The sequence below is a fragment of the Halopenitus sp. H-Gu1 genome (assembly GCF_041821145.1).
Lineage (GTDB): Archaea > Halobacteriota > Halobacteria > Halobacteriales > Haloferacaceae > Halopenitus.
Window position 1 is genome coordinate 39,094 of the sequence record NZ_JBGUBC010000005.1, and the last position, 22,436, is coordinate 61,529.

The 22,436-nt window shown below is 58.9% G+C and carries 20 protein-coding genes and 3 tRNA genes; 5 read left to right on the top strand and 18 right to left on the bottom strand.

The genetic code is table 11. The features are described 5' to 3' along the window. Positions 1-31 precede the first annotated feature (31 nt). Positions 32-1,036 (bottom strand): sensor histidine kinase, encoded by a 1,005-nt coding sequence (locus tag ACERIT_RS05295; RefSeq protein ID WP_373673795.1) that lies wholly within the window; start codon positions 1,034-1,036, stop codon positions 32-34. 224 nt (positions 1,037-1,260) lie between these two features. Here ACERIT_RS05295 and ACERIT_RS05300 point away from each other — a divergent pair, with 224 nt between their 5' ends. Next, complete coding sequence (locus ACERIT_RS05300) at positions 1,261-1,926, top strand: AIM24 family protein (protein WP_373673796.1); 666 nt, start codon at positions 1,261-1,263, stop codon at positions 1,924-1,926. Between the two features lie 539 nt (positions 1,927-2,465). On the opposite strand, the gene ACERIT_RS05305 is transcribed toward ACERIT_RS05300, so the two are convergent. Beyond that, on the bottom strand, positions 2,466-4,091 hold the full coding sequence (locus ACERIT_RS05305) for an ATP-binding protein (protein WP_373673797.1): 1,626 nt from the start codon (positions 4,089-4,091) through the stop codon (positions 2,466-2,468). A 99-nt stretch (positions 4,092-4,190) separates the two neighbouring features. Then, entirely contained in the window at positions 4,191-4,664 is a 474-nt protein-coding gene (locus ACERIT_RS05310) for a DUF3592 domain-containing protein (protein WP_373673798.1), read from the bottom strand. A 401-nt stretch (positions 4,665-5,065) separates the two neighbouring features. Here ACERIT_RS05310 and ACERIT_RS05315 point away from each other — a divergent pair, with 401 nt between their 5' ends. After that, entirely contained in the window at positions 5,066-5,620 is a 555-nt protein-coding gene (locus ACERIT_RS05315; protein ID WP_373673799.1) for a type II CAAX prenyl endopeptidase Rce1 family protein, read from the top strand. Between the two features lie 45 nt (positions 5,621-5,665). On the opposite strand, the gene ACERIT_RS05320 is transcribed toward ACERIT_RS05315, so the two are convergent. The 8 genes from ACERIT_RS05320 to ACERIT_RS05355 form a co-directional block, all read right to left on the bottom strand. Continuing rightward, on the bottom strand, positions 5,666-7,231 hold the full coding sequence (locus ACERIT_RS05320; RefSeq protein ID WP_373673800.1) for an ABC transporter permease: 1,566 nt from the start codon (positions 7,229-7,231) through the stop codon (positions 5,666-5,668). After that, positions 7,228-8,118: an ABC transporter ATP-binding protein gene (locus ACERIT_RS05325; RefSeq protein WP_373673801.1), complete on the bottom strand. Its 891-nt coding sequence runs from the start codon at positions 8,116-8,118 to the stop codon at positions 7,228-7,230. The genes ACERIT_RS05320 and ACERIT_RS05325 overlap by 4 nt, the downstream gene beginning before the upstream one ends. A 395-nt stretch (positions 8,119-8,513) precedes the next feature. Further along, positions 8,514-8,747 carry a hypothetical protein gene (locus ACERIT_RS05330; protein WP_373673802.1) on the bottom strand — a complete coding sequence of 78 codons (234 nt, stop codon included), beginning with the start codon at positions 8,745-8,747 and terminating at the stop codon, positions 8,514-8,516. Positions 8,748-8,824: 77 nt separating this feature from the next. Next, positions 8,825-9,232: a lysostaphin resistance A-like protein gene (locus ACERIT_RS05335; protein ID WP_373673803.1), complete on the bottom strand. Its 408-nt coding sequence runs from the start codon at positions 9,230-9,232 to the stop codon at positions 8,825-8,827. 364 nt (positions 9,233-9,596) lie between these two features. Next, positions 9,597-9,947, bottom strand: coding sequence for a hypothetical protein (locus ACERIT_RS05340; protein ID WP_373673804.1), 351 nt, complete (start codon positions 9,945-9,947; stop codon positions 9,597-9,599). A 313-nt stretch (positions 9,948-10,260) separates the two neighbouring features. Continuing rightward, positions 10,261-10,334 (bottom strand) — tRNA-Phe (locus ACERIT_RS05345). Positions 10,335-10,558: 224 nt separating this feature from the next. Next, positions 10,559-10,631: transfer RNA gene (locus ACERIT_RS05350), tRNA-Pro, on the bottom strand. 74 nt (positions 10,632-10,705) lie between these two features. Then, positions 10,706-12,784: a DEAD/DEAH box helicase gene (locus tag ACERIT_RS05355; protein ID WP_373673805.1), complete on the bottom strand. Its 2,079-nt coding sequence runs from the start codon at positions 12,782-12,784 to the stop codon at positions 10,706-10,708. 135 nt (positions 12,785-12,919) lie between these two features. On the opposite strand from ACERIT_RS05355, the gene ACERIT_RS05360 reads away from it, so the two are divergent. Beyond that, positions 12,920-14,011, top strand: coding sequence for a geranylgeranyl reductase family protein (locus ACERIT_RS05360; RefSeq protein ID WP_373673806.1), 1,092 nt, complete (start codon positions 12,920-12,922; stop codon positions 14,009-14,011). 45 nt (positions 14,012-14,056) lie between these two features. On the opposite strand, the gene ACERIT_RS05365 is transcribed toward ACERIT_RS05360, so the two are convergent. Together ACERIT_RS05365 and ACERIT_RS05370 are read right to left on the bottom strand one after the other, a co-directional pair. Then, positions 14,057-15,193: an aminomethyltransferase family protein gene (locus ACERIT_RS05365; RefSeq protein ID WP_373673807.1), complete on the bottom strand. Its 1,137-nt coding sequence runs from the start codon at positions 15,191-15,193 to the stop codon at positions 14,057-14,059. Positions 15,194-15,253: 60 nt separating this feature from the next. After that, complete coding sequence (locus ACERIT_RS05370) at positions 15,254-15,550, bottom strand: DUF6432 family protein (RefSeq protein WP_373673808.1); 297 nt, start codon at positions 15,548-15,550, stop codon at positions 15,254-15,256. A 126-nt stretch (positions 15,551-15,676) separates the two neighbouring features. Between ACERIT_RS05370 and ACERIT_RS05375 the strand changes: the two genes are divergently transcribed. After that, positions 15,677-16,018 carry a dihydroneopterin aldolase family protein gene (locus ACERIT_RS05375; protein ID WP_373673809.1) on the top strand — a complete coding sequence of 114 codons (342 nt, stop codon included), beginning with the start codon at positions 15,677-15,679 and terminating at the stop codon, positions 16,016-16,018. A gap of 33 nt (positions 16,019-16,051) precedes the next feature. On the opposite strand, the gene ACERIT_RS05380 is transcribed toward ACERIT_RS05375, so the two are convergent. The 5 genes from ACERIT_RS05380 to ACERIT_RS05400 form a co-directional block, all read right to left on the bottom strand. Beyond that, on the bottom strand, positions 16,052-16,771 hold the full coding sequence (locus ACERIT_RS05380) for a cyclase family protein (RefSeq protein WP_373673810.1): 720 nt from the start codon (positions 16,769-16,771) through the stop codon (positions 16,052-16,054). A gap of 186 nt (positions 16,772-16,957) precedes the next feature. After that, on the bottom strand, positions 16,958-17,863 hold the full coding sequence (locus ACERIT_RS05385; RefSeq protein WP_373673928.1) for an ABC transporter permease: 906 nt from the start codon (positions 17,861-17,863) through the stop codon (positions 16,958-16,960). A 104-nt stretch (positions 17,864-17,967) separates the two neighbouring features. Beyond that, the gene (locus ACERIT_RS05390) at positions 17,968-19,560 is read right to left on the bottom strand and encodes a sugar ABC transporter ATP-binding protein (protein WP_373673811.1); all 1,593 of its coding nucleotides are present in this window, start codon (positions 19,558-19,560) and stop codon (positions 17,968-17,970) included. A 70-nt stretch (positions 19,561-19,630) separates the two neighbouring features. After that, positions 19,631-20,974: a sugar ABC transporter substrate-binding protein gene (locus ACERIT_RS05395; protein WP_373673812.1), complete on the bottom strand. Its 1,344-nt coding sequence runs from the start codon at positions 20,972-20,974 to the stop codon at positions 19,631-19,633. A gap of 795 nt (positions 20,975-21,769) precedes the next feature. Then, positions 21,770-21,843 (bottom strand) — tRNA-Val (locus tag ACERIT_RS05400). A gap of 61 nt (positions 21,844-21,904) precedes the next feature. On the opposite strand from ACERIT_RS05400, the gene ACERIT_RS05405 reads away from it, so the two are divergent. Continuing rightward, entirely contained in the window at positions 21,905-22,369 is a 465-nt protein-coding gene (locus tag ACERIT_RS05405; protein WP_373673813.1) for a DUF192 domain-containing protein, read from the top strand. The last annotated feature ends 67 nt before the right edge of the window (positions 22,370-22,436 follow it).

Consider the following 22,436-nt stretch of genomic DNA (forward strand, 5'->3'; position numbering starts at 1 on the left):
TTGGTTCTGACGACAGGGTACGTCATCGGAGTCAGAAGCGGATCTCGAACCGTGCACCACCGTTCGTGGCGGTCATGAGCGTCAACTCCCAGCCGTGGGCAGCGACGATGCGATCGACTATTGCAAGCCCGAGGCCTGTTCCGCCGTCCCGGGTTGAGTAGCCCGGATCGAACACCTGGCTCTGTTCTTCCGAAGGGATTCCTTGACCGTCATCAGCGACGTAGAAGCCATCCTCCAACCTACCAATGGAGACAACCACCTCACCTCCTGAATCGGTCTCCTGTTCTGATTTCCTCAATCGATCGTCGATGTCCGAACCGTGTTCGATGGCATTCCGGAACAAATTCTCGAACAGTCTCTGAAGACGGTCAGCGTCGGCAGTGGCAGTCGGCAGTTCCTCCCGAATATTCAGAGCCGCATGATCAGTATCGACAGATTGCCATGCATCCTTTGCAGCGGATTCGATTGAGACGTTCTCCGACGGATCCACAGCAGTCTGATCTCGGGTAATGGTGAGTACGTCTCGGATTATCTGCTCCATCCGGTCGTGGGCGTCGGCTACGGCGTCGAAGTGCTCGGCATCTCCAGTCTCCCGTGCTGCTCTGAGGTGCGCTTTGGCGACGTCTAACGGATTACGTAGGTCGTGGCTGATCACACTGCTAACCTGGTCGATAGCAGGTGTCTCCGCGATATCGAGGCACTCAGTTAAATCTGAGAAAACAAGGTAACCGGAGTCATCGTCAGCAATGATTATCCGAGCGAAGAATGGTCCTTCCTCACCGATTCCGTCGAGATAAATACCGACAGGATCGCTGTGAATGAGGTGTTTTACCGGCTCCTCGCTACCTGTTGAGCTGACAACGTTAAACTGATCGAATATGGTTGCGACCGGCTTTCCGGACGAGATACTCTCAAAAACCGACGTAGAGGCATCGTTGAGTGCTGTGATACGAGGTACGCCATCTTCTACAGTATAAGCGATGACTGGACCCGGAAATTCGTCAAGCGCGATTGCAATACTGTGATCGTCTGTCATCGAAGCCTTACACTCCTATAACGTGCCAGGCGATGTTTATCAAGATCGATGGTCGCTGGTTGATCCATCGATTGAGAGCGTTTCGATAACCGCGCATATTCCATCGTTGGTTCGGAGAGACGTATAGTGTTACTTGCCGATTCTGGCTCGGAAACACAGCCCCTCGATTAACACGGTTCCCCCAAGAATCGCTAACGAAGTCAGTCAAAGCAGACTTCGTAACCATGGATATTGAGCAATTCGCATCCGAGCACATCACGACGGAGACCGATGCACCGTTCCAACTGGAAAATAGTTACACACTCGACGTCGCCGTCGACGGGGCAGTACAAGCGAAAGCAGGTTCGATGATCGCGTTCACGGGCGATCTATCGTTCACCGGGAAAGCATCCGCAGAGGGCGGGATTACCGGGTTCATCAAGCAGGCTGCGACCGGCGAAGGAACGCCGGTTATGTCCATCGAAGGTCAGGGACACGCCTATCTCGCCGATAGGGAGAAAAAAGTCCAGCTCCTCGAACTCGGTGCCGACGATTCAATCACGGTGAACGGCGAGGATGTCCTCGCGTTCGACCCCAGTGTTTCATACGAAATTTCCTCGATGGACACGCTCGCCGGAGCATTCGCCGGTGGGTTCACGAACGTCTTCCTCGAAGGCCCCGGGTACGTCGCCATCACCACGCACGCCGATCCGATCGTTCTGGAACCACTGGTTTCGACCGACCCGAGTGCAACGGTCGCTTGGAGTGGGACCTCACCGAACGTTCAGGTCAACAAGAATCTCTCCGATATGATCGGTCAGGAATCCGGCGAGCGATTCCAGATGAACTTCGATGGCGACTCCGGCTACGTCGTCGTTCAACCGTACGAAGAACACGCCGGAGAAAACTAAATCCGGCTAGCATTACCTCCGAGGATTACAACAACGGAACGGTCTACTGACGGCCCGGAGATACTTTATCGGAACAGGACTGAACTGATCCACTACGAAGAATGCTGAAATTTGTACAGAATATTTGGGAGCGCCCTCTCGGTCGGGTTTTGATACAACTCCTCGGTGTGTTCCTTGTCGCGGGGACGGTGACTCTGTATCCCCCACTTCGAAACGTTATTCGGTGGTTCTTCCCGTTGGGCCTCCTTATCTGGGGAGGCTCTCGGGTATATCTTTACGGAAGAACCAACCCTCTGAGTCTGGTTGCGGGTTGTTTGCTTATTCTCGGCGGAATCTCGCGCGCGTTGTTTCAACTGATTCCGATGTATGAACTCACTGGGACCGTGGCTAATCTCATTCCCCTTGCTGGGATTTTTGCGGAACTGTTCGCTCAGCACTACCGAAAACAGGAGTAGCTGTGTCTGAATTCGAGAGACACGCTCACCACTTCGGACAATAATTGGTGCGAGACGCCTCACTCTTGATACCGGACAAGATAGTCACACAGATCGATCGAGGACTTCGATTCGGATGGTTGTCCCATCTGTAACGTCGAAAGAGAGGTCACCGTTGAGCTTGGTGACGCTCCATTTGAGTTGCCACAGGTCGAGCCCGGTGCTGTGTTGAAGCGAGGTTTCGGTTTCGGCGTTGAGCGACGCGAGCTCGGAGTCTGGGATCCCCGGTCCGTCGTCACTGATTCTGATTGAAAAGCCATCGGGAAGCGGTTCAACTGCGATGGTGACTGACTCCTCTGCGTGTTTGATAGCGTTCTCGATTGCACTCTTGAGTGCAGTACGGAGGACTTCCCAGTCGGTGTCCAATGCTGCCGTGTCTGGAGCATTGAGCGTTACCGCCACGTCAGTGTCCCTAGGTATTAGATCTCGGATGGCATCAGTTAAATCGCCGTGTGATGCAGTTAGTTGGCGAGAAAGCAGTTTGTCCATTGCGCGCGCTGTAGTGCTGAGATCCGCGAGTTCGTCTGCCGAGTTTCCAATCGCGGTGGCGTAGTCGCTGTCGATCTCGTCGGTGAGGGCCTCCGTATTGCTCTTTATTACGTCTATCCTGTTGCGAAGGTTGTGTCTGAGAACGCGGTTCAGTACTTCGAGGCGCTGTTTGCGGAGCTCTCGTCCCGTGACGTCACGCAGACTGAGAAGGGAGCCGAGCTGACGATCGTGCTGGTCGGTGAATGAAGTCACTTGTGGGTCGAATTTTCGCCTGCCAGTGTTTGTTTCCAGTTCCACTGTCTCAGCTTGCTTAAGCGACGAAACCGAGAAACTGGTCAGTGTCTCGAATGACTCACCAAGTGGCCGGCTTGGTGAATCAGTAAGCGTCTCTGCGGCTGCTTCGTTGAGTTTTATAATCCGATCGTCACGGTCAACGACGATTATGAGGTCGTCGGTTTCACGCGGGATGGCGCGTTCGCCGAGTGCACCGATAGCAGGTGTTGACTCGAACATCTGGTACCGGAACACGGCCAGCGAGAGACCCCCAGCTGGCAACACGTATGCCACCGCGAACACGCCAAAGACGAGTAGATCCCTTGTTTCGCCAGCCATCATACTGGTCGAATTAACCAGAACGAGGGGTGCGATACCGGCCACTGATAGACTGACCCCCTGCGACAACGAGAGATGTCCGTACTCGTAGGTCGTACGTAAGAGTAAGTAACACCCGACAGCAGCAAGGGCGACGATATACAGTAGCGAGAACGTTCCGACCAGATTGGCTATGACATTCACCCCACCGAACTCGGCTACGCGCAACACAACGATTAAACCGATACCGGCAACAGGCACAGAAACTGCAAGGACGGTTCGCCAGCCAAAGTCGATTTTACGGCCAGTGTACTTGAGGGCAAAGAGAAACCACGGAACCATTGCAACTGCCCACGCGATGAGCCCGATGTCTGTCCATAATGGAACATTCGTTTCAGGAACGTCCGCATTCCCAGTAATGATTACCAAGAAGGCGCTGATAGCTCCAACGCCAAGTATGATTGCCACAGCTGCAAATGAACCAGTACCTGGCTCATCCCATCGTCGATAACTAAAGACGCCAATCCAGCACAACCCAATCCCGGACAGCAATAGCAGGGCCAAGAATCCCTCCCAAAGCGGGATCATCATATATCGAGTTCACAACCCCATCGTAAAAACAGCTCCTCACTCATCCGCCGTCTCATCTCACCATATGAACGGTTTGTTCTATTATTCAGTCGAAGAGAGTTAGCTTCGAATGATGGAGGCGAGGGTACTGAGTACGACAATACCACCAAGTCCGAGGATGTATAGTGGTTTATTGCTACTCTCGTGCTTGAGGAAAGCATTGTCCGGAGAATCTGTGGGCACGTACGCCGTCACCGTGGCTCCCGTCTCGTAGCCCTCTAATTGCGCGCTCGCCTTTTCTTTGGTTCCGAATTCGTGTGAGACGTCGCCCGGGTACATGTTCGAGGACGTATAGGGTTCTCCGTTGAAGGTATAGTTGAAGGTCGCTTGAGGGCTATAGTCGTCCGTTCCCCGTCGTTCGTCGATCCGTTCGATCGAGGTAGAGACGATAGTGGCGTCTACGGTCTCTGTGGAGTCTAACGCCGCGGATTGAGCCGAATAACTGTATCCACCGTATCCCACTGCTCCAAGCCCGACGATCAGCGCGAGTGTGATCTGTAGCGGCCCGGATGGTCCATTGAAGTTGAATTCCATAGCTCTTGTTCGAAGTAGTAGAACAGTAAAGGGGAACTCAGTGTTTCTCAGTCTGTAACGCCCACCCAACAGACATACTCGCCGTTGTAGAAGCACGTATCATATCGATGCACCTTCGTGAGACAATCCGGCGACACCAGCTTGTATCGTTTTTCCTCATCGCATTCGGATGGTCGTGGGTATATGATAGCATCGTCTTCCTGACGGTAGGGTCATCTCCAGGAATCCTGGTTCGGGGGCTCGTTCGAGCGTGGGGGCCATTGATCGCAGGAGTTACTGTGACATGGGCAAGCGACGGAGATTTACGGACGTATTTCGGCCAAGTTACGAAGTGGCGAGTCAAACCCCGGTGGTACGTCTTAGCGGTCGTTTTACCGTTTGTTCTTAATGGCACCCTTGCTGTGAGCGTCGTGCACCTGTTCAACGGTGGTGACATCCAGATTGCGCCGTCACCGTGGTGGCACTATATCGTTGGATTCCTTGTGGTCCTGTTTCTCGCGGGCTCACTCGAAGAGTTTGGGTGGCGAGGATTCGCCCAACCAAGACTCCAAGAACGCTATACGGCACTAACAGCGGCAACCGGAATCGGGATCGCGTGGGCGCTCTGGCATCTCCCCTTGTTCTATCTCATCGACGTTGCAGCCTACGACGCCTCCGGGTTCTGGACGAGCTACTTGTTCACCCTCGTTGTTGAGTCGATCATCTACGCGTGGTTGTTCAACAGCACCAGTGGCGGACTCCTGTTTCCGATGCTCGCTCACTCGCTCGGGAACCTTCCCCCACTCATTACACCGGTCGGAGACATCGGAAGGCTCGCCCAGTACACTCCCGAGCTTCTGTCAGTACTCCTCGTAGCTGGACTTGTCTCATATTACGGACGGGAATACCTCTCTTCCTCGGTACCAGAACCACGCATCCCAGGAGCAACTACAGAAACGATTGCAGACTATCCCTGATCGCGGATGAGCAATTGGTGTCTGCCACTCGACGGACCACCGTGCCTATCCCCACTGATGACTCCGACCAACGGCTGCTGTCCCCAACGCGAGAACGGTAAGTCCGAGATAGATGGCTGGAATCGTGAGAGTAGTAATGTGTGCGCCGACGTAGTCGAGTGGGCGGAAGTTATTCATCGGACCAACGTACCATGCCACGAGATATCCCAGTTCGAAAATTCGGGGACGTCCTGTCCAGACACCGAGCGCGACCGCTGCCGCCGGCAGGGAGAGAACACCTATGAGGACGCCAGCGACTGCTGGCCACATACCCGTGGTTATGAATCGAAGTAGCGCAGGCAGGACGAGTGTGATGCCTGCGAACGCGCCGATGAGGTAGGAGACGCCAAGTAATCGAGTAGGACCACCCGTGACGAAGACGAGTTCTTCAGTTCGGTACCGTCGTTCTCGCGTGCCAAGATGAGACCAAAGAGGGAGCAGGAGAAGAAGCGAGATTGGTACGACCAGTGAACGGACTGTGTAGAGTGGAGCGACGGCGGTAGCGACGAATCCGGCGACATAGCTGAGATACCACCACCACGCTCGGCCGCGGAGCGAAAGGCGAAGTTCTCCGAGGAATACGGGAAGTAACGAGAACGTGCCAATCGTGACGGGGGTAAGCGAAAGATCATCTGGGGAGATATGTAGTTCTCCTGCTTCCGTTGATGATGCTCCGGCTACCTCCTCATTATCATCTATAGGGCTTGAATCGCTACGCGATCCATCGCCTGACTCCCCGAATCGGTCGAACGTGACACCAGCAACGACGAGTAGAGCGAACGCGGTTCCCAAAACGGGGAGCCGAGAGACGAAAATCCCCGGGGTCCACTCAAGCCCACTCCAAGTGAAGGTTTCAACGCCGCTTCGTCCCGTTGAGTACGCAAAGCTTCCGACCGGTCCTTCAAATCCCGAATACTGTGTGGCGATAGACGAGGCCATACTTTCGCGGAGAGCGACGAGTCCGGTGAAATCGAGTGGCGAGTGCGGCGGGACACTTGCGACAATGAGAGCGAACACAGACACGAAATAGACCACAGTGCCGAGCGTTCCGCGCAGTGGGCTGATTGTTTCAAAACAGACGGCAGCTGCGGCGACGACGGCCATCGTCGGCATCGTCAGGAGGAGGAACGGAGAGATGAGTGCGGCGAGGTTCAGGGAACCGGTTCCCTGAAGGAGGAACGAGACAGTGGTCGCTGCTACAAGTATTGTGGTGGCGACAGTTAAGACAGCGAAGTTACTGAGCCACTTTCCGAGTAGATAGCTCGTGTTCGAGAGTGGCGAGGCCGCGAGTAGTTCGCCGACCCCTGTTTCTCGATCCCGTCTGATACTCCCAGTAGTGAGTGGATAGCCGAACAGCAGGAAGACGAGCGTCGCAATTCCAGCGACGACACCGCCAAACCATGCGGCATTCGGTGTTCCCGTGTACTGACCGGCGACATAGAGCGTTGCGTCCACGGTTGCGAGCTTGACGAAATACGCGATCACCACTGGAACGACGAGAAGCGTCAGCGACCGCGAACGTTCTCGAAAGTCTGCGAGCGCGACACCAAGGATGGCTCGACATCGAGTCATGACGACCGATCCTCCGCTAGGAGGGCGAGATATGCGTCTTCAAGCGTCGGTTCAACAGATGTCGCTTCGGACGTGGGCTGTGTATCGGCAATAATTCGGACGCGGACACCGTCTTGGCCGTGGCTTGTACTACTGACGGTGTACTCGCGGCGGAGGGCGGCGAGATCTGCACTCGGTGCTGTCCACTCCCAGACCGTTCCAGTGGCGCGAGCGATTAATTCGCTGGGTGAGGTGTGTGCGCGAAGGTGACCGTTGTGGAGGACGGCGACATCGTTGGCAGTGGCTTCGACATCGGGAACGATATGCGTCGAGAGGACGACCACGCGTTCATCTGCAAGATCAGCGAGGACATTTCGAAATCGGACACGTTCTGTTGGGTCGAGCCCGACCGTCGGTTCGTCGACGATCAACAGGTCTGGGTCAGAGAGTAGGGCCTGCGCGATACCGACACGTTGGCGCATTCCACCGGAGAAATCACCAAGTCGCTTCTCATGTACATCACTGAGATTAACCAGCTCAAGGAGATCGGTAATCCGATCATCGGGGTTATTGAGACCACGAATGGCAGCGAGATACGAGAGGAACTCTCTCGCAGTTAGGTTCGGATAGACACCGAAATCCTGTGGCAGATAGCCGACATCCTGACGGATTACCTGCGGCTTGTCCGTCACGTCGGTGCCATTCCAGTAGACGGTTCCCTCGGTCGGGTCAATAACGCCGGTTACAATCCGCATTAGCGTCGATTTTCCCGCGCCATTGGATCCGAGGAGACCAGTGACCCCGGTATCCAGTGTGAGATCGACATTCCGGAGCGCCAACGTCTCACCAAAGTGCTTGTCCAAGTTCTCGATACGCAATTCGAGTGAGCCGTCGGTCTGTACCGTCATCTCAAACCACCATCTGATGTAACGATCCCTCTGTCGATTCGCTTAGTACGATTCCCCATCTTGAAGGCAAGTCCATCCACGTGCGTGGAGGACCTCTGCTGGGGTTGCAGGTCGTTGGTTGAGGTCAAACCTATCTTCAGCTGAGGCACGACCATATCAGGTCAGCATCGACGCTCAACTACGGTAAACAAAAAGGGACAGTTTCCGCGTGCGAAACACACCACCACACAAGTAACGCAGAATCATTCCGTCTTCCGAAGTTCACCGAGAGCAATGAGAACGTAGAGAAGCCCCACGAGACGAGTCCCTGTATACACCCACGGTTTCCACTCGCAGGTTGAGGTGTCTCTGTACGCTAATTTGGCACCGTAGTCCACGTAACTACGCGGGTAGAGCTATGCGAGCATTCCAATAATTCCGAGGAACTTCTTGAACGACGAATACGAGGCTTCGCTTCGCCACATCATAATCAAGAATGCCAACCCCTCAAAACGAGCGCCGGGGAGAACCCACGACTGCAACTCACACTCGTCTGGATTCTCCAGAGCCATCTGCTCGGCAGTATCGATGAGAGCGTCGGGTGCAAGAACCTCCACAGCACAGATCGTGGTGAGCAGTTTTCGGAGCATTATTCGTCAGTTGGTCGTGCCAGAAGTTAAAACACGTAGCCAGTTTCGTTCTGAAGAAAGCCTCTGCAGCGCTATACTCACCCGAGTAGTAATGGCAGAGTAGTCGTGAGTGAATTGAACCCGCCGTGTGCGAGCGCCGGAACGACGAGGTTGTCAGTTCGTTCGTACACCCATCCCAAGATGACACCGAGACCCGAAAGAGCGACGAGCCAGAGAATGTCGCCCGGGGTCGTCGCCGCGAGGTCAATGTGACCGAATCCGAATACAAACCCGGCAATGAGGATTGACGGCCAGCCCCCGAGGGTATCACGCAGACCACGTTGAATCACACCGCGGAAGATCAATTCCTCAGCCGGACCAACAAGGACGAGAAGCGTAATTGTCCGCGAGTAGAGGACGGTCGTAGCGAGTGACGACCCCGTCGTTGTCCGCTCTAATCCGAGAGCTTGGAGCAGTAAGAGCGATCCGATTAGCGTGACGACCATAAAAACCACCCCCAGAAGCATGTACCCCCACTCCCAGCCAACGGGGCGTCGAATACCCATCCATTCGAAAGGCGACGAAACACCCAGAATCCGGACTGCAGCGGCTGCGATTCCTACCGCATAGGGGACGCGGAGCAGTTGAATGAGGACATCTCGAACAACTGGGAAACCAGTCAGAATCAATGGGTTCGCTGATCCCATAACCGTTTGAATGAGGTTAAGCCAGATCCAGAGGCCAGCCGCGATTAAGATCCCTGCTGCGATTCGAGGTCCGATTCTTCGATTTGTCACTTGAATGCCCGACGTGATCCAGCTCATAGCGGGGGGAGTACAGTGTATATCGGAGTTGATTCAGCCTCGTAGGTTAGATCACGCCTTCAACGACGCTTACCAGGCCATTTCCGACTTCTACGAGTGCCGTCTCGTCGGGACCGCTACCGATCAGGCATTCGGCACGGTCCGTTTTCCCCCCATTGAGACAGGCCTCGACGACGTACACGCCACGATCGAGCCGAACGTGGATACTTTTTGACGATCCTGGCCGTAGGGCATACGTCCCGTCGAAGGTGACTGATTCGTCCGAATCAACGAGTCGAATGGTCACCTCGTTTGCCTCAGTGCCGTCGTAGTTCCTGAGAACCAGACTCTCCTGACTGACGTAAGGGAACTCATCGGTTTCGGTGGTGGAATCTGTTTGAGCGAGTTCGAGGGCCATGCGAGTTGCTACAGCTGTCGTTCACCTATAATGGCAGTCCGTGTTTCCAGCCCTGAAATACCGAAAAACCGACTCTGATGGTACCTCACATTGGGTTGAATCTGTTTGTTAACTGATTCCTGTTCACGTGAGCGGTCCTTGGTGACCCGTGGAAGACATAGCCGTCTCGTCGATGGAGTTGTTGCGCCTCGTGGGAACGCTTATACTTTGATCCAGAGGCGAGATCGCTCCCACGCAGCTGACGAACGTGACTATCCGAAGGAAGCCTGGCGCGCGCATCCCGCGCTCACAGGCATTTGAACTCTGAGTCTAATGCCGCCTCCCGGATTTGAACCGGGGACAGCTCGATCTTCAGTCGAGTGCTCTCCCAATCTGAGCTAAGGCGGCGTGCACCCGAACCAACGCCCATTCCGGACAAAAGGATTTCGAAACCCGGCGCGGGGATCCCTTCCTTGCGTCCGCTGCGGACCCCGACGTCGCTCGCTTGAGCCCGATCGGATCGAACGAGTGATCCAGCGGCGACGCCGATCGAGCGCCGACAACCGATCGCCGCCGATGATCTCGACGCATGCTTGCGGCGCTCGGGGATAACTCACACCACAGCAACGGTATGGGACCGCCCGGATTCGAACCGGGGTCACGGGCACCCAAGGCCCGAAGTATACCAGGCTAACCCACGGTCCCTCGCCTCCTACTACTGCGATCACGCGCTAAAGGGTTTCGTTCGCGATCCCCGTGACCGACTGTTCGGGGGTCGCCTATCGGTCGTCCTCGCGGAGCTCCAGATCGGCGACGATCTCGTACGGATCCGTTCCGTTCCGGATCCCGTCGAGGATGAAGAACGCATCCGACGGCGAGAGGAAGTGCCGAGTGATCGCTCTTCCCAGCGGCGTCGGATCGAACCCGTCGATGAAGTTCCACTCCAACAGCCTGCCGACCGCGTGTTTGGTCGGGACGTCGCCGATCATCCGGTCGTTGAGACGCTTTGCGTGGTTGCCGGCGACGGTCACGTTCGCAAGCGTCTCCTCGACGGCGGCGGTTTCGTCGTAGATCGTCGCGACGTCCTCCATCTCGCCTTTCAACAGGCCGAACGCGACCTCGTCTTCGGTCCGTTCCATCGAGTTGTGGTAGCTACAGTCGGGCTCGACGAGCAAGTAGACGGTGCCGCGGTCGTGGTAGTCGGGCCGGCCCGCCCGCCCGAGCATCTGGGAGAACTCCTGAACCGAGAGCCACTCGATCCCCATCGCCAGCGAGTCGAAGATCACCTGTGAGGCGGGAAAGTCGACGCCGGCTGCCAGCGCCGCCGTGGTGACGACCGCCGACAGATCCTGATTGAGGAACTGCCGTTCGACCTGCTTGCGGCGGCCATACTCGAGACCGGCGTGATAGGGGGCCGAGGCGTACTCGAGTTTCCGGCTGATCTCGTGACACCGGCGGCGGGAGTTGGTAAAGATGATCGTCTGGCCGCGATACCCCTTCGAGGATTCGCGATCGAACTCGCGCCTGACGAGCTTGTTCGCGATCCGGGTCTTCTCGCGGCCGTCGGCGAACGTGACGTGGCGTTCGATCGGCACGGGCCGCTCCTCGAACTCGATGAGCGTCGCCTCCAATTTCGAGGCGAGCCAGTTGGGGTTCCCGACGGTTGCCGACAGATAGACCCACTGGGCCCCGTCGTAGCTCCTCCGCTTTGCGGCACGCTGCTCGCTGTAGTACTTCAGCCGCGAGATGAGCCCATCGAGGCGGTGGCCGCGCTCGCCCTCCTTGAGGGTGTGGACCTCGTCGATCACGACCGTCCCGACGTCGCCGAGATCCTTGCCGGTCCGTAGCGCGTGGTCGATCCCCTCGTAGGTCCCGACGATCACGTCCGCGCTCGGGTCGAACCGGGTCCCGTCGTCGTCGATCCGCGAGGATCCGACACGGATCGTGACGTCGAGGCGGTCGCCGTATCGCTCCGTCAAGTCCTCGTGTTTCTGATTGGCGAGTGCGACGAGCGGGACGAGGAACAGGAGTTTCCCGTCTCCTTTCAGGGCCCGGTCGATCCCGGCCAGTTCGCCGATGAGCGTCTTGCCGGTCGCGGTGGCGCTTACGACGAGTTGGTCTTGTCCATCCAACAGCCCGTTTCGCACCGCGAGGCTCTGGACGGGAAGCAGTTCCTCGAAACGGCGTTGTGTGCGATCGGCCAGTTCGGGATGGAGATCGAGTTCGTCGGTCCGGACGGGACTGACGTCGTCGACGGTCGCCGACACCTCGTCGTATTTCGTCAGATCGGGATCGAGTCCGCCCGAAAGTAGGTTCGCGATCCGATCGAGGTCCTGCACCTCCAGGAGCAATTCCTCCAGGCGGTCCTCGGCGGCACTCGTGAACCCGCCGCCGTTCGTCCCGCCAGCACCGCTGGCAAACGAGAGTTCGCGATCGAGTTCCCGTTTTGCACAGTCCGGACAGATGTGCTCGTCGTTGTGGACGATCGCCGTCTCCTCGGTGATCGGCGAGTACCGACCGTCGTTCGCACAGCGGCGACAGGTTCGCACGACGGCCGCCTCGAGTTGATAGCCGTCGAGGGCGTCTCGGAGTCGCTCGCGTCCCTCCCGAGAGGTCTGCTGGGAGATCCGGATCCGCGAGGCTCCCCGTGCCAGTTCTACGAACTCCTCGGGGCGGCGCGGCTCGGTCTCATCCCCGCGAACGGCGTGGAACTTCCCCGGTCGGGGGCCGGCCGAGGTGTCCTTGAGTTCCAGGCGACCCTGGAGAACACGAGAGCCGTCGCGGATCGCCGCGACGACGTAGTGACTACCCGCCCCGTGAAGAAATAGCGTTTCGACGTCCACCAGCTGCTTTGACACTGCCCCTATGTAGGTAATCGGGCTACTTCAGCGGTTCGTCTCGGGGGTCCGCGTGCGTTCCCGTCTCCGGCGACTGCGGCGATCGCGGATCCGACGAGAAAGCCCTTTTACCGCCGGGAACCTCTCTTTCGGTGTATGTACGATTTCGCCGTGGTCGGCGTCGGCCCCGCCGGTGCCCGATTTGCCCGCCGGGCCGCCGAGGCCGGCCACGACGTCATCGCCCTGGAGAAAGGCGAGATCGGCACCCCACTTGCCTGTTCGGGACACGTCTCCACGGATCTGTGGGAATACGTTCCCGACGCCGCAAAGTCCGACCTCCTTCAGAACCGGGTCCGTGGCGCGCGATTTCACGTCGGCGGTCCCGGGTCGCGTTCGTACCCCTTCTACAAACGCGAGGCGGTCTCCAACGTCGTCGACCGGGTGGAACTCGATCGCATCCTGGCCGCGTGTGCCCGTGAGGCCGGTGCCGACGTTCGCGAGGGGCACACGGTCACCGGGATCGACGAGCGATCCGACCGGGTCGTTCTCGAGGTCTCGCTCGCGGAGGCCACAGGGGGCGGAACCGAAACGATCGAGGCTCGGATGGTCGCCGGCTGTGACGGCCCCGTTTCTCGCGTCCGTCGCTCCCTCGATCTCCCCGAACCCGAGGAGACGCTCCACGGCGTGCTTGCGTTCGATGCGGCGCCCGACGACGGCGATTTCGTCGACGTCCATCTCACGGCGCCGACCTTCTTCGCCTGGCGGATCCCTCGCGGCGAGGCAGGCGTCGAGTATGGGCTCGCGGCACCGCCGAGCGCGGACGTGACGGACATGTTCGAGGCGCTCACGGACGCCTACGGTGTCGAAACGGACCACTTCTGCTCGGGGGCGATCCCCATCGGTCCGCCGGAGACGGTCACGAGCGACCGCGCGTTCCTGATCGGTGATGCGGCCGCCCAGACGAAGCCATTCACCGGCGGGGGAATTCTCTACGGAATGACCGCCGCCGATGCCGCTGCCGACCGGATCGATCCCGCGGACCCCAGCACCCTCGCCGACTACGAATCGGCCTGGCGTGAAACGCTCGCCACGGAGATACGTCTCGGCAAGCTGATTCGCGCCTGTTACTCGCTTCCCGAGCCGATCCAGCGCGTCGGCCTTCGTGCGCTCTCGGGGGAGATCGGCGTCCACATGGATCGTCCCTCTTCGTTCTTCTCCCGCGAGCAGTTCAGACAGCTGTTTTCATAGGACTTCCTTCCTTCAATTCTCCCCGTGGACCGGTCGGAGACTCCCTCACTCGGAATATCTCGGCAGCCGAGACGATCCCGCGCTTCCCTCGTGGAAGGGGAGTTCGGCCCGCGTCGCCGGAACGTCGACGCCCTCGGCACGAACCGCGAGCGGCGCTCCCGGTTCGATCGCGCCGTACTCGACGAACCCGAGTGCGATCGGTCCGCCGAGCGTCGGGCTCTCGACCACGCGCGTGAGTTCGCCGATCGCCGCATCGCCGTCGACGATCGCGGCGCCGGTACTCGGGATCGGCGCGTCGGCATCCTCGTCTCCTTTCGATTTACCCGTCGACTCGGATAAGTCGATTCCGATCAGTTGGCGGCTCGGCCGTCCCTGATTCTCCACGCGTGAGACGACCTCCTGACCGACGTAACACCCCTTCTCGAAGTCGAGTGCATTGCGAATTCCCGCCACGTTGGGGATCCGGCCCCTCAACTCGTATTCGAAAAGCGGCGTGCCGGCCTCCGCAGTTAGTGCGTCCCAACTTCGGTAGCCGAACGGAGCCGAGTTCAGACCGCGGGTGAGAAGCGTGTCGAACACGCGAGGCGCCTCCTCTGCGGCGCAGACGACCTCGTATCCCTCCTCCCCGAGCGGGGCATCGCTCGCGATCACCGTCACGCCGGCATCGACCATCGTGCCCCGGACGAACGTGAGTGCGGGCTCCGGCGCTCCGGCTCCGTTGAGCACCGAAGCGATCTTCTCCGTCGCCGTCGGACCGTGAACGCCGAAGACGCCGAACTCCCCGGAGGCGTCCCGTATCTCGACGTCCTGGATGAACACGTTCTCGCGCCACTCGGAGACGAGGGGATCGATGCGATCCGGCGGGGTGAACACAAGCAGGCGCTCGCCGGCGTTATAGACGTACATGTCCGTCTCGATCCCGCCTTGCGGATCGAGCAACAGCGCGTAGACCCCCTCGCCATCCCTCTCGGGGACGCGGTTGGAGACCGCGTTGTCAACGAACGCCACGCGGTCGTCGCCGCTCACGACGGCGATCCCGTAGCCCATCTCGATCGTCCCGACCCCGTTTCGAACCGCACGCCCGACGCTTTGGGGGCGGCCGTACTGTTCGACGACCTCCCGCCCGCCGCGCTCGACGAAGACGGCCCCGTGATCGGTGTGTGCGCCACTGACCAACGTCATATCGATCGGGAGTCGCGGCGGGGACAAAAGCCCGCTGGATGTGGTGGTCCCGGAACGTGTTTACAACCCCAACTTCGTTCGGATCCGCTCTATCAGCCCCCGGTCGCCCGGCTCCGGCGTCGGCTCAGGGACGACGCGATCATGTGGGTGGACGCGAAGGCGCGTCTCCGTTTGATCGACGGTGATCAGTCCGTCATCCTTCAGATTGCTGAGTGCCTCCTCGATCCGGTCGATATCGGCGTCGACGGCGGCTCGCAGCTCGAACACCGTCATTCCCTCATCGCCACGATCGACGAGCGCATCGAGGATCGCGACCTCCACCTCCGGCCGGTCGCGATACGCCGACTTCGCTGCCATATCGGACCCACGTTCGGATCCGGTTTACGTGTACCGGCGTTCGCGCCGGGCGATCGCTTCCAGGACACTGCGTCCGTCCCCACCGACCGGGGTTTATAACCGATCGGCGGCCGATCGTCCCGGAAAATGCCCACCGACGCCCAACAAGCCTGCTTCGAGGCCGGGATCAAGTTCGGATCGCTGTATCACCAGTTCGCGGGCACGCCCGTGAGTCCGGCGAACACGCGCAGCCTCGAGCGCGCGATGGCCGAGTCGATCGAAAATCAGCCGTTCTGTGAATCGGTGACGGTCACGATTCACGACGATCGCGTGCGTGAGGCGATCGATCACGGCAACGGCTACACCGAACTCACGGGATCGCTCATGGACGTCACGATGCGGATCGTCCACGAGGACGTCACCGTCCGCACCCGGATGGAACTCGAGGATGGCTATCCACTCATGCGGCTCGTCACGGTCGAGTCGTGAGTGGCTCGTCGACTTCCCGGGGGCTCCCGTGGTTCAGTCGACGACCGCGAAGGCACGAATCGGGGATCCCGATCCGTCCTCGACTTTCAGGGGAACGGTGAACAGAAGCGAGAACGGTGACAACTCTTCCAGGTTGGTGAGATTCTCGACGATGTACGTCTCGTTACCGAGTAGTTCGTAGTGTGCGGGGAACTCGTCCTCGCCGCTCGCGTCGATGGCAAGCGTGTCACAGCCGACCACCGTGACGCCCGCGTCGGTGAGATACTCGGCGGCTTCTCCGGAGAGACCGGGCCAACCGTCGAGATACTGTTGTCCCTTCTCCCCCGTGTCCCAGTAGCGGTCCCAACCGAACCGGAAGAGAACTCGATCTCCCTCCTGGATAGCACCGTGTTCGCTCTCCCACGCTTCGATTCGGTCGACGGGGACCGTCTCCTGCGGTCCATGATCGGATACGTCGATCGTCGCAGCCCGGCCGGCGAGGCGGTCGATCGGGATCGTCGCGACGTCGTAATGGGCGTCCCCGTCGGGGATGAAGTGGAGTGGTGCGTCGATGTGCGTTCCCGTGTGTTCGCCGAGAGTCAGCCGGTAGTGACACGCCGTGTCACCGCGCTCGTAGGACTGATAGAGCGTGTGTCCATATCGAGCGTGGGTGGGAACCGACGGTATCCCCTCCTCGAGGGTGTGTGAGAGATCGACCCACTCCCCGTCGGCGAGCGTCTGCATCGCGGCGAGGACGGAGCCATCATCGGCCATCGCCAGCACCTCCATGCACGGGATCCGGTTTCGACCAGCCACGAGGGTTCGGTCTCTCACCCAGTCTCGTGTCTCTGCGTTCTTTTTGAGCCATAGTCAACTCAGCTACTCTTCGGTGATATTAGTATTTTTGGCGGCCGGTACGTTCTCGGGAGCCCCCGATCGAAAGCAAAAACGGCTCTGCGTTCACTTGATGACGTCTATCTTGTCGCGGTCTATCGAGAGGGCCACGGCGAAGATGACGACGAACCCGAGGACGATCTCCTGGACGAACGACTGGATGCTCAGGAGGTTCATCCCGTTGGTCAACACGCCGATGACCAGCACGCCGAGGATGGTTCGGTGCGGGCCGCCGACGCCGCCGGTGAGAGCAGTGCCACCCATCACGATGGCCGCGATGCTCTCCAAGAGCAGACCGTCGGCCATGCCGGAGGTCGCAGAGGAGATCCGGACGGTCAACAGCACCCCTGCGAGCCCGCAGAGCGTTCCGGAGACCACGAACGCACCGATCTTGTATCGGTCGACGTTCACGCCCGAGAAGTCCGCGACTCGTTCGTTCTCGCCGAGTGCATACGTGTAGCGTCCGAACGTCGTCTTCCATGCGAGCAGGGAGGCTAACACGTAAAAGAGTAATCCCCACAGAACGAGATTCGGAACGTTGGGGATGGCGTTCCCGATGGCGATCTCTCGGATTCCAGGCGCGTTGTACGGAACCGCGCGGCCGCCAGTCATCAGGAGGGCAGATCCGCTAAAGACGGACAGTGAACCGAGCGTGACGAGAAATGAGGGGATCTTTCCTTTCGCGAACACCACGCCGTTCAGCAGGCCGACGCCGACGCCCGCAAGGACGCCAATGACGAGCGCAAGCAGGCCGAGGCTGTAGTTATTGATGAGCAACGCCGTGATGACGCCACTCAGCGAGACGATGGACGCCACGGACAGGTCGATGCTCTGCTGGAGGATGGGGAACGTGCCGGCCAGCGCAACCAACAGCAAGATCGTGCTGTTCATCATTACGTTCCCGACCAGGTTGTCGTAGGTCAAGAACACGTCCGACAGCACGGTGAAGATGGCCATCAGTATTAGCAACATCAGGAACGGACCGAGGTCGATGAGGATGTCCGCTACCGAGCGATTGCTGCGATACGCTTCGAACCAATCGAGGACCGAGTTTCCGGAAGTATCTCCTGGCATGGTTAGATCATCTTTTTGATTATCTCAGATTCGGACGGCTTGTCGCCGGGCGGTGCGTCGACGATATCCACCATTTCCCCCTCGTTCATCACGCCGATGCGATTACTCATTCCGATGAGTTCGGGGAGTTCGTCGGCGATGAAAATCATCGAGACGCCCTCGTTGGCGAGTTGCCGGAGGAGACGGTAGACTTCCTCTTTGGCACCGACGTCGATGCCACGAGTCACGTTGTCCATGACGAGAACCGAAACCTCCCGCTGGAGGTTCTTCCCGAGGACGACCTTCTGTTGGTTCCCCCCGCTGAGCTGGATGAGCGGAGACTCGATGCTCGGGGTTTTGACGTTGAGTTCCTCCACGACGTCCTCCGACATGGCTCGCTCCTTGTCGAAGTCGATGAGCCACGGCACCGAACCGAGTCCGGGTACCTTGTCGGCGATGAGGTCCGTCCCGAGACTCGGGAGCGAGACGTTGACCCGGAGCGGCTGGTAGAGCAGGGTGCCCTCCGATTGGCGATCCTTGGGCACGTATCCGATGCCGTTTTCGACCATCCGGGAAACGGAGCCCGTAGGGACCGTCTCGCCATCGACGGCGATCATTCCCTCGTCGGTGGCGTCGACACCACTCAAGACGCGACCGAGCGCGCTTTTGCCGCTGCCCATCACGCCACAGATGCCGAATATCTCGCCGCGTTGGACGTCGAAGGAGACGGACTTGAAGCCGCCCCGCTTCCGGAGGTCGGATACGGAGAGGACCGTGTCCTCGTCCGCGAGTTCGCGCTGTTTGGAAACCTGGTAGTACTCCTCTGAGACCTCGCGACCGACCATGCTCTGTTGCAGTTTGTCCTCGTTTGCGTCGTCCCGCTGGAGGTGGTTGACGACTTTCCCGTCTCGGAGGACGTAGATGCGGTCGCTGATCTCGAGGACCTCGTCGAGTTCGTGGGAGACGAACACGAATGAGGCCTGGTCACGGAGGTCGTTGATGCGGTCGAAGAGCAGATCGCGTCCGTCCTCCTCGAGCCCGGCAGTCGGTTCGTCCAGCAGGATGATCGGGTTTTCGGTGTAGACCGTCTCGGTGAACGCCCTCGCAATGCTCAGCATCTGCCGATCGCTGAAGGAGTAGCCCGAGACGCGTTTCTCGAGATCCAAGTCGATGCCGAGCGTGTCGAGAACCTCCTCTCCCTCCCGCTTCAGTGCGCCCGAGTCGAGAACACCGGCGGTCGAGTAGTCCGGGAACTGTTCCAGAAACAGGTTCTCGTATCCCGAGAGGTTCGGAATGATGTTCTGTTCTTGGTGGACGATCGCGATGCCGTGCTGGGCGGCGTCGCGCGGTGTCTCGATCGTGACCGCCTCGCCGTCGACGTAGATGCGGCCCTGGTCCTGCTGATAGATGCCGCTGAGGATGTTGAGGAGCGTGCTCTTGCCGGCTCCGTTCTCGCCGACGAGCCCGACGACTTCGCCGCTTTGGAGTTCGAAGTCGACGTCGTCGAGTGCGACGACGTTCGTGAACTCCTTCCGGACGTTCTCGATCCGGAATCGGACGTCGGACCCGGAGTTCTGTCCGGCCTTTTGCTCGTCCAAGTCGACGTTCGCACTCATCTCATGACTCGTATTGATCCATCTTCGGACGTCCGTCCGCGGTGTTCACGAGGTCTCCTGGCGACAGCAGTCATAGGTATGGGTTGTCCCCGTTCTCGTTCCGCCTCCGGTAATCCTCCTCGATCTGGTCGAAGAATTCCTCGTCGTCGTACGCGTCGGGGATGTCGAGATTGTTTGGCCTGTTGTCTTCGGTCCACTGGAGCTGGTTCCACTCGGACTGTCGGATCGGAACGAGTTCGTGTTGGGGGTCCCAGTCGTCACCGCTCTCGTGGACGGACATCGCCTTCCAATCGTACGGGGAGTGCCCGTCACTGTACGCCACGGACAGGTACTCCTCCGGCGTGGCGAATCTGGTTTCGAGGTCGCTGAATTTCGACTGGTCGAGTTCGGGGTTGAGGACCGTGAGGGTTCGAACCCACATCATCCGTTCCGGGGTTTCGGGACGCCATCCGTGAAGCCAGTCCCAACCCTTGGCGACGGCCCAGCCTCCTTGCCAGAACGGTGGCGCAGCCTGTTCTTGCACCTGGTACGGTTCGCCGGAGTCCGGACCGTTGTTCTGGAGATACTCGATGTTCGAGAGTGCGCCGTCGAATCCGGTGAACGGAATCGCCATGTCGTTCTCCGAGAGGACCGACGCCGCGCCCAAGCCGAGGGTGCCGTTGTTGGCGTACACGCCGTCGATGTCGTCGCCGTAATTCGAGATGAACGACGACATCACTTCACGACCATGTCGACGAGTCCACCCTCCCGAATAGATCTGGTCCAGCAGATTAATGTCGGGATACTCTTCTGCTGCCGCCAGGGCGCCCTGTTGGCGATACGATCCGATGTGCCCTTCCGGACCCAATATCATGACGTAGTTCCCTTCTCCACCCATCTCTTCGAAGAGAACTTTGGCAGGTATCGCTCCTGCGTGGAACGTCTCTGGAATCTGATATTGGACGAACTCCTCTCCGACTGACGATGGCAGGAGCCATTTCCCCATCGACCAGTACTCGAAGAAGGGAACGCCATTGGACACTGCCGTCTCCGCCAGCGATCGGACACCTGAGTCGCTCGGGGCAGTCGCGGCTATGATGTCCGCACCGCTCGTGATCGCGCCTTCGATCTGCGAGATCTGCTGGCTCAACTGTCCGCCGTGGTCCTGTGCATCGGCCGTCATGCCGAAGTCCTGGGCCGCCTCCTTCATGCCGTTGAGGAAGGCTCTCCAGAGGTCGATCTCGAGGCTATCGGGAGACATGAACACTTTGTCGATCTCCCTGTCGTAGCCCTCCTCCGGAGTCGGCGTGGTGTCTCCATTGCCACCGTTGCCGTTGCCGTTGCCATTCCCGTTACCGTTGCCGTTACCGCCGTTTCCGTTACCGCCATTGCCCGTACAGCCAGCCAGAGCACCGATCGCTGATGTTCCGACCACACCTCCGATGTTCTTTAAATACGTTCGCCGTTTGGCTTTACCAAAATACCGGTCATCCGTCATATGCAACGTTGGGTCCGTCGCTCTCACTTATATATCTTTTTGACGTTCCTGATTAATAATAATATAAATTGATATCAACTTAGTCACCCAATATATTGGGTTTCTCCCGCTAAAACGAGATATATGTTGTGGAATACCGCTGGTTTGTCCGTCGAATTTCTCTTGCTTCACGAGCAAAGTAAGACGATCTCTCACCTTGGTTTGTTGGTCGTCGGGGTACCGTTGCCTCAAAAGGAGTGGTGACTTCACTGACTTCGCTGTCGTTTCAACACCCTTCTTATAAATCAATCTTGAACTGTCCCGTGGTAACCGGTCTAATCTGGTGATCAAGATACCCCGATATCTCGTGATAGGGCTCTCGAAACGGGCGATCTATCAAACCATTCGACGTGCGTCTTATCGGTTTGGTATTAGCAAAAATACGTCGGCGAGCATTAGTCTGCCGACAGGCACAACCGCGCACCGGAGCGACCACGCCGCTAGCGACGTGACGTCGGCTGCGGCTCTTCCGGTTCGAACCTCACTCATTCCGCTCGCTTCGCTCGCTCCGTTCCTTGCTTCAAACTCGCCCTTCCATACCTGTGGCTCACCGTGCGGTTCGCTACAGGTATGGGCTCGGGCGGGTTCGAACCGGACTCAGTCGTGCGCAGTGAACGCAGTGAGCGAGCACGACTGATAGGGCCCGACCGCCCTCGCAGACACTCCTGTGACTCTCTTCGTTCGTCCCAAAAATGGGCTCGGGCGGGTTCGAACCGCCGACCTCAGCCTTGTAAAGGCCGCGTCATAACCAGCTAGACCACAAGCCCGTACGCTTTCGATCGGTCCCGGAGCGGAAAACGGTTTCTTTCCGCGGCGCCAACCACTCATGTGAACCGCCGTCTCACCGTCATCGGCCTGCTACTCGTCGCCGCCGCTCTCGGCCTGCTCGCCGTCGACCTCTGGCCCGCCGAGGCAGGCGAGTACGATCGGACCACTGTCGAGATCGAGGATGGAGACACCGGCGAGCGGCTGGCGACCGTCGAGGTCCGAATCGCCGACACCCAGACCAAGCGCTACACCGGCCTCTCGGAGACGGAGTCGCTCGATCCGGACGAGGGCATGCTTTTCATCCACGACGAACCCGGATCGTACGCCTACGTGATGCGGAACATGTCGTTCCCGATCGACATCGTCTTCATCAACGCAGACGGCACGATCTCGACGATCCACTCCGCCGAAGCGGATTCGGACGCCCGCTACGAGGGCCAGGGCCAGTACGTCCTCGAGGTTCGATACGGTTACATGGCGGATCACGGGATCGAGACCGGCGATCGCGTGATCATCGATCGCTGAGGGGAACCGTAACCGTCGATCGCTGAGAGGATTCCGTGGCCGTCGATCGTCACGAACGCCTTCGATC